The sequence below is a fragment of the Actinopolymorpha sp. B9G3 genome (assembly GCF_040120725.1).
In the GTDB taxonomy this organism is placed as follows: Bacteria; Actinomycetota; Actinomycetes; order Propionibacteriales; family Actinopolymorphaceae; genus Thermasporomyces.
Map to the genome: position 1 here is coordinate 122,564 of NZ_JBEEAB010000019.1, position 6,993 is coordinate 129,556.

Genomic DNA, 6,993 nt, shown 5'->3' on the forward strand with positions numbered 1-6,993 from the left:
CCCGCCCCGGTTCTTCGGGCCGGATCGTCGGCATCGGCAATGCGCTTTGCCCGGTCGGTGGGGCGACCGCTACCCTGATCCGGCATGTTGGCTTCTGCCAGGGGAGGCGTCGCCTAGTCCGGTCTATGGCGCCCGCCTGCTAAGCGGGTTGAGGGCTCAACCCTCTCGCGGGTTCAAATCCCGCCGCCTCCGCTCTCACCAGGGCAAACGCCCGACACCGGCACCGGGCCGATCCCCACCGAGTGGGGCGGCCCGGCGCCTTGGTCTCGGTTTGGTCTCATTGGTCCTGCCCGGCGGCTTGGCGACCGAGCCGTTCGAGTCGTCGACGTCCCACAGGGAGCCCATCGATTCGCTCGGCCACACCCCGTCGGATCGGGTCGGTCACGTGCTGGTAGCGCGCGGCCATAGCGGTCGTCGACCATCCCATGATCGACATGACGGTTCGCTCAGGAACGCCGAGGACCAGGAGGAAGGTCGCGGCCGAATGTCGTGCATCGTGCAGACGGCCGTTGCGCACACCTGCCTTCTTCAGCAGCGCCTTCCACTGGTGGTAGTCGGTGTTCGGGTTGACCGGAGCACCAACCGGGGACGTGAAGACCCAGCCACCCTCGGACCGGAGGTTGCGCGCAAACGCACGCTCGGCAGCCTGCTCATCGCGGTGCCGCTGTAGCAGGATCACGAGCTGGTCGGGCAGACCGATCCGGCGCCGGCCTGCCCGAGACTTGGTGGCCTTCGTTACGGGTCGTGCTGGACGACGTGCCGGACACGAGCCGGCACGCTGCCCACACTTGCCACCACAGCCATGTACGTACTTCGGCCGAAGCCGACTCCGTCGCACCCACAGCACGCCGTTTGCAAGGTCGACATCCTCCCAACGGAGCCCGAGTGCTTCGCCCTGACGAAGACCGAGGCGAGCGCCACCGCCCACCGCGCGCTGTTGCGTGGCAACTCTGCGGCGACCTTCAGCAGCCGCTTCACCTCGCCGACGTCGTACGGCTCGACTTCGGTCTCCGGAAGCGTGGGAGCCCTGGCCACGGATGCTGGGTTAGTTGCAAGGTGCCATTGACGTACTGCTTCGTTCAGGGCGGTTCTGATCGTCCGGTGTACGTGATGGGCGTTGCCGGCCGCGGCACCGATTCGTTGCATCCTCGCGTAGAGCCCCTCGAGGTGCTCTGGTTCAAGTCGGTCAAGTCGGTGCGCACCGATACCGGGGGTCAGATGAGTCTCGACATCTCCGAGGTACCCGGCATGAGTGTTGTCGCCGATATGCGGCGGCACTGCGATGTTCTCGATCCAGTGTGTGAGCCACAGCCAGCGAGGACGCGGGCTTGGTGCCATGCTGATCGACTGGGCCAACTACGCCGCGCAGCGCGACGTTCCGGCCAAGCCCGCACACCCACAAGCTAGCCGGCCTACGAGTTCCATGCCTCGCCTCGCCAGACTCAGGGACCGCGCACGAGCTCGTTGTTTCGGGCGAGGACGGTCATCGGATCCTGCTGTACAACCCAGGAACCGGATGGCGACTCCGCGACTTCTACTCGCACCCCATCGCACCTGGACCAGCCAGCCCAGTCTCCAGGCGGGACAGCTCTACCACATCTGCCACGAAGCCCCGCCTGATACCCCTTGCCGGGTCTTTCTCAAAGGCGATATCGACGCCTGGCATATCCCAACCTCGTAAGCTAACCCCGCAGTACCGAGTCGCGCGGGAAGTATTACGGAATACTCGGCCGTGGGCATTGCGGGTCGAACCTCTTGTTGCGCGCCGCCTCATGCCCAACAGGGTCGCCCCCTGCGTCGAAACGCTGAGTCCCTCTGAAGCCTGCCATCGCATGCCCAGTTCCGGACGCGTACCATCATTGGGTGGACACGACCACCGCCTGCAGTCCTTATCGCTTATCCTCCCTTTGGGGTGGTTGATCGTCTCATTTTGATCGTGTGCCTAGGCGAGTTGGAAACGATGCCCGGCATAGGATTTGAAGTGAAGTGTTAGCAACGTAGGAAATACATTTGCTTAAGTGGAAATTCGTGCGGAAGGTCGTTGCAGCTGACCGCGTCAAGGCTGCAACGCTAGCGAACGCTACGCGCCGTGTTGCCCACGGGCTTCGCCAGTCGATACATGACAGGGCGAGGCAGGCACATTCGGAGAGGATGACCTTCCGCTCAATCTCCCATGTAGTGGGCGAAGGGGGTATGTCTCGTCGCCCGACGGATCCCCGGCCGACTGCCGAACTCGGTCGTGTCCTTACTGCGGTGGCTGAGGGGGATCTGTCCCAGCGGATGCACGTGCCATCGAGGTCAATGCCTTCCGACCACGAGATGGTCACTTTGGGCGCGACGGTGAATAGGATGGTCGACCAGCTGTCACTGTTCGCCGATGAGGTCACCCGCGTAGCTCATGAAGTCGGCACTGAGGGCCGGCTCGGTGGACAGGCGCGGGTACCTGGGGTCGCGGGCACTTGGCGCAGCTTGACCGACTCGGTGAACTTCATGGCGGCCAACCTCACTGCCCAGGTGCGCGACGTCTCCCATGTCGCTACCGCAGTTGCCCGCGGTGACCTGAGCCAAAAGATCGACGTGGACGCCGACGGTGAGATCCTCCAACTCAAGTCCACTATCAACACCATGGTCGACCAACTGTCCCAATTCGCCGGGGAGGTCACCCGGGTCGCCCGCGAAGTCGGCACTGAGGGCCGGCTCGGTGGACAGGCGCGGGTACCTGGGGTCGCGGGCACTTGGCGCAGCTTGACCGACTCGGTGAACTTCATGGCGGCCAACCTCACTGCCCAGGTGCGCGACGTCTCCCATGTCGCCACCGCAGTTGCCCGCGGTGACCTGAGCCAAAAGATCGACGTGGACGCCGACGGTGAGATCCTCCAACTCAAGTCCACTATCAACACCATGGTCGACCAACTGTCCCAATTCGCCGGGGAGGTCACCCGGGTCGCCCGCGAAGTCGGCACTGAGGGCCGGCTCGGCGGACAGGCGCGGGTACCTGGTGTTGCCGGCACTTGGAAAAACCTCACCGACAGCGTCAACGTCATGGCGGCCAACCTGACCCGCCAGGTCCGCAGTATCTCGACCGCTGCCAGTGCCCTTGCTGAAGGTGAGAATCGCGAGGGGATTATCGTCGAGGCAAGAGGTGAGGTAGCCGCTCTAGCCGACGCTACGGCGCAGCTGGCCAGCCAGAAGCGCGACATCGAGCTGGCCAGCCGGGAGCTTGAGGAGCGGGCTCGGCAGTTGTCGCTGGCATCGAGGTACAAGTCAGAGTTCCTGGCCAACATGTCCCACGAGTTGCGTACACCGTTGAACAGCGCACTGATCCTGGCGAAGCTGCTCGCCGACAACGCCGAAGGCAACCTCACCGATCAGCAGGTCGAGTTCGCCCAGACCATCCACTCGGCGGGCAACGACCTGCTGCAGCTGATCAACGACATCCTTGATCTGGCCAAAGTGGAAGCCGGGCACATGGACCTGGTTTCAGTCCCGGTCACGGTAGAAGGTTTGGTGACCTATATCGATTCGCTGTACCGGCCGCTCGCCGCCGACAAGAATCTGGACCTGGCGGTGACCGTCTCCTCTGAGGTACCGATCAGCCTAGAGACCGACCGCCTCCGGTTACAGCAGATCCTGCGTAACCTGCTCTCCAACGCGATCAAGTTCACCCACAAGGGAGCTGTTCGTCTCCACATCCAGATGGCCGGACAGTCCGAGGTGACCAACCCCGCGCTCAAATCGGCGCACGGACGGATCGCGCTCAATGTCGAAGACACCGGAATCGGAATCCCACCTGACAAGCTCGCCCACATCTTCGAGGCCTTCGGCCAGGCCGACGGAACGACAAGCCGCACCTACGGCGGCACCGGCCTCGGCCTCTCCATCAGCAAGGAACTCACCAGCCTGCTCGGCGGCGAGCTGCAGGTACACAGCCAGGAGGGACAAGGCAGCAGCTTCACTCTCTTCCTACCCGTCGGCAGAACCACCCAGGCTGGCGAAGATGGAGACACAGAAGTCAGCGCTGCACGAGTGGCCGGGCTGTTCGGCCTAGACGAGGGAACGCACGATCAAAACATACGCGATGGAGCTGGAGCGGTGCCGCCACCCAATCCTCGACAGTTCCACGGCGAGAAGATCCTCGTCGCCGACGACGATCCACGCTACGTCAACGCACTAAAGGTTGCCCTGGAGCAGCACGGGCTGAACGTCGTATCTGTCGACAACGGTCAAGCAGCAATAGACGCACTAGACTGCCACAACGACATCGGACTCGCCTTGATCGACGTGATGATGCCCGACATGGACGGCAACGCCACCATGGCCCGCATCAGGACAATGCCATCCCATCACAACATGCCCCTCATCGCCGTCACGGCCAACGCGATGAAAGGCGACCGGGAGGAAGGCCTCGCCGCCGGCGCGACCGAATACGTCACCAAACCGGTCGACACCAACCACTTGCTCCGGCTGATCGCCACACACCTCCCAACCCATTCTGGCAGACAGGCACGGCACAGCTGATCCTCGTACCAGTGCCGAAGGTGAGCGGTGCTTCGTGACCATGCAGGCACGGCTTCGGCGCCGACGCTCCCTACGGGAGGTGGGTACACATGCAACACGCCGGCTGGAGCTACGTCGCGTTCGTCCTGGACGTCTTCACCCCGGGTGATCGTGGGCTGGCAGGTGTCTACCGGCCTGCGCACCGACCTGGCGGCCAGCAGGGACACGGCCAACCCCCTGCTTACCGAAGCCCAGCATTTTCAGGTCGAAGTAGCTAGGACGATGGCTGGGGGACCTTGCACTTGATCTTCGGGTTGACGCCGACGTAGTTCAACGGGCCAGCGACGACTGTGATCGCCACGTTGCCGGCCTCGGCGCAGCTTGCCTCAGCGTTCTGGAAGTAGTCGCGTTGGGCTGCTGCTAGCGCTCCGATGAGGAGCCAGATGACGGCGACGACTACTGCGATCCGCACGATGACCTCCAGGTCCTGCTTCTGGGGCGTGAGCGCTGGCGTCTGATCTCCCGATCGGTACGCCATCTGCTGCACGCCGTTGGCACCGCTGGCCTACTTCCGGATGGTGTCCGATGGCGTTGCTGCCGCTGGGTTGATAGATCGCCCGGTCGGTCTGGTCTCGGTTGCTGGCTGGCTGGTCGGGTCTGCTGGTAAGGCTTCGATGATGGTGTCGATCAGGGTGGGTTGGTCGAGTGTGGGGACGACGCGGTGCACGGTGGACAGCACCATGGCCGACAGCAGGCAGGTGGCACCGGCGATGCCGGTGACTCCCGCTAGATAGACGCCGATGAGCCGTGGTGTGCTGAGTTCGACGGGTGGGGTGAGCTCTGCGTGGTCCACTAGTCCGATGGTGAGGACGGTGGCGGCCAGCAATGCCCCTCCCACCAGGGCCAGGATGGCGACGGTGTGGTGGTGCGGTCGGGCGGGTTCCTGGACGGGTTCGTGTCGTTGTGCGCGGACTAGGAAGTGGCCGCCTGCCGAGGCCCAGACGCCGACGACGAGGAGGGCGGCGAGGGCATCGCTGGGTCGGTGCCAGCCGGCTGACAGGGTGGCGATCCCGGTGAGCGCGGTGTAGATGGTGCCGACCACAGCGGTCAGGCTGCACAGTCGGGGTGGGACGACCAGAACCGCGGCGACGGTCACAGCTGCGGCGACGGTCATGTGACCGCTGGGCAGGCTGTTGGGTGCGCCGATGTTGGTGCCCGCGATGCCGAGGTCCGGCCGGTCGATCACGATGTTCTTCAACACCCGGCTGGTGGCAGTGGCGCCGACGATCAGCAGGGTGGCGACCACGGCAAGCCGGTAGCGGCGACGGGTAACGGCGATGAACCCGATCGCGATGGTCGCGGCGATCAAGGACGCCAGCGATACCGCATCAAGCAGGGTGTCGACCAGATCGGCGACCTGGGAACGGCCGATGCCGGCCGCGCGCAGCACACTGGCGTCGAGGACCTGGCCGTGCGGTGTCCGGATGAAGATCCACCACACCAGCACCAGTCCCACTACCTGGACCAGCGCCAGCACCAGCAGCCAGGCCGCGACCACGCCTCGAACCAGACGCCGCATGGGTGAGCTGTCTCGGCCTGTTCGTCTACGCTGCATGGCTTCATCGCCTTCTGAGGCTGTCGTGGCGGGAACGGTGTCGTCGCGGGGGGACGGTGCGGTGCTTGGCTATGGCCCGTGGCGTGACTGGCTGGTTGTGGGTTGTTCATCGCCGGTGGCCGCCATGGTGGAGGCGGTGCCGTCGGTGTAATCGGTGTTGGGACTGTCCGGGGCGAGGGGGAGATCCAGGTGGTAACGGCCGACCATGAGCTCGATCAGCGGTGGGACCGCCACATACGCCAGTTTCCGGCCGTAGCGGCGTGCCGTCTTGCCGATGATGTCGAGGGCGAGCAGACCGTCCACATCGGTGTGGATGCAGCTGCTGAGGTCGATATCGATCTCGCCTGCGGTAGGGCCGGCGAGGATTCGTCGGAGGTGTTGATGCAGTGTTGGTGTGGTGTGCCGAGTGATCGGACCGAACACACTGACGATGGTTCGACCTTCACGGTGGCTGGTACGCACCCACAGCTCTGACATTTGCCCTCACCTCCGTCATCCGTAGCTGCTGCCGAACGGATCGCGCGACGCGTGCTCGACTAGTTCCGGCGGCGTGGTGTGCCCTGTTGCGCGCACCAGCGCTTGATACGAACAAAGACCAGCTGAGCCTTGGCAACCGGCCCACGAGGCTTCTTCGGCCGTGTCTTGAAACGGCCGAGCAGGTCCTTAGCGGCAGCGATCGGGCGGCGCCCGTCCTTCGGGATCAGCGGGGCGGGTTTCGCCTTGCGCTTTAGGTCGTGTCTCCTAAAGATGTGGTGTGTGGTCGGCCAGTATTGGTTTCATGATCCGTTCAGGTGTGATCGACGATGGTTTGTGGTCTGTGATCGAGCCGGTTCTTCCTTGTGGGGATGGGCGTCAGGGGCGTCCATGGAATGACCACCGGT

At 64.2% G+C, this 6,993-nt stretch carries 6 protein-coding genes and 1 tRNA gene; 2 read left to right on the forward strand and 5 right to left on the reverse strand.

The features are described 5' to 3' along the window. The first annotated feature begins 102 nt into the window (after positions 1 to 102). A tRNA-Ser gene (locus ABNF93_RS27015) sits at positions 103 to 192 on the forward strand. Positions 193 to 277: 85 nt separating this feature from the next. On the opposite strand, the gene ABNF93_RS27020 is transcribed toward ABNF93_RS27015, so the two are convergent. Both ABNF93_RS27020 and ABNF93_RS27025 read right to left on the reverse strand, forming a co-directional pair. Further along, positions 278 to 847: a tyrosine-type recombinase/integrase gene (locus ABNF93_RS27020; protein WP_349331010.1), complete on the reverse strand. Its 570-nt coding sequence runs from the start codon at positions 845 to 847 to the stop codon at positions 278 to 280. Further along, positions 736 to 1,035, reverse strand: a complete 300-nt coding sequence (locus tag ABNF93_RS27025; protein WP_349331012.1) for a hypothetical protein — start codon at positions 1,033 to 1,035, stop codon at positions 736 to 738. The genes ABNF93_RS27020 and ABNF93_RS27025 overlap by 112 nt, the downstream gene beginning before the upstream one ends. Positions 1,036 to 2,193: 1,158 nt before the next feature. Here ABNF93_RS27025 and ABNF93_RS27030 point away from each other — a divergent pair. Continuing rightward, on the forward strand, positions 2,194 to 4,518 hold the full coding sequence (locus ABNF93_RS27030; RefSeq protein WP_349331011.1) for an ATP-binding protein: 2,325 nt from the start codon (positions 2,194 to 2,196) through the stop codon (positions 4,516 to 4,518). Positions 4,519 to 4,771: 253 nt separating this feature from the next. Here ABNF93_RS27030 and ABNF93_RS27035 read toward each other — a convergent pair whose 3' ends face one another. The 3 genes from ABNF93_RS27035 to ABNF93_RS27045 form a co-directional block, all read right to left on the reverse strand. Next, entirely contained in the window at positions 4,772 to 4,969 is a 198-nt protein-coding gene (locus ABNF93_RS27035; protein WP_349331006.1) for a hypothetical protein, read from the reverse strand. 93 nt (positions 4,970 to 5,062) lie between these two features. Next, on the reverse strand, positions 5,063 to 6,076 hold the full coding sequence (locus ABNF93_RS27040; RefSeq protein ID WP_349331007.1) for a phosphatase PAP2 family protein: 1,014 nt from the start codon (positions 6,074 to 6,076) through the stop codon (positions 5,063 to 5,065). Between the two features lie 105 nt (positions 6,077 to 6,181). Further along, positions 6,182 to 6,589: an STAS domain-containing protein gene (locus ABNF93_RS27045; RefSeq protein WP_349331008.1), complete on the reverse strand. Its 408-nt coding sequence runs from the start codon at positions 6,587 to 6,589 to the stop codon at positions 6,182 to 6,184. Positions 6,590 to 6,993 lie beyond the last annotated feature (404 nt).

What these genes read in the sequence shown, in the direction of transcription:
- ABNF93_RS27045 (WP_349331008.1), bottom strand. Translation starts at nt 6,589, where the DNA reads ATGTCAGAGCTGTGGGTGCGTACCAGCCACCGTGAAGGTCGAACCATC.
- ABNF93_RS27030 (WP_349331011.1), top strand. Translation starts at nt 2,194, where the DNA reads ATGTCTCGTCGCCCGACGGATCCCCGGCCGACTGCCGAACTCGGTCGT.
- ABNF93_RS27040 (WP_349331007.1), bottom strand. Translation starts at nt 6,076, where the DNA reads ATGCGGCGTCTGGTTCGAGGCGTGGTCGCGGCCTGGCTGCTGGTGCTG.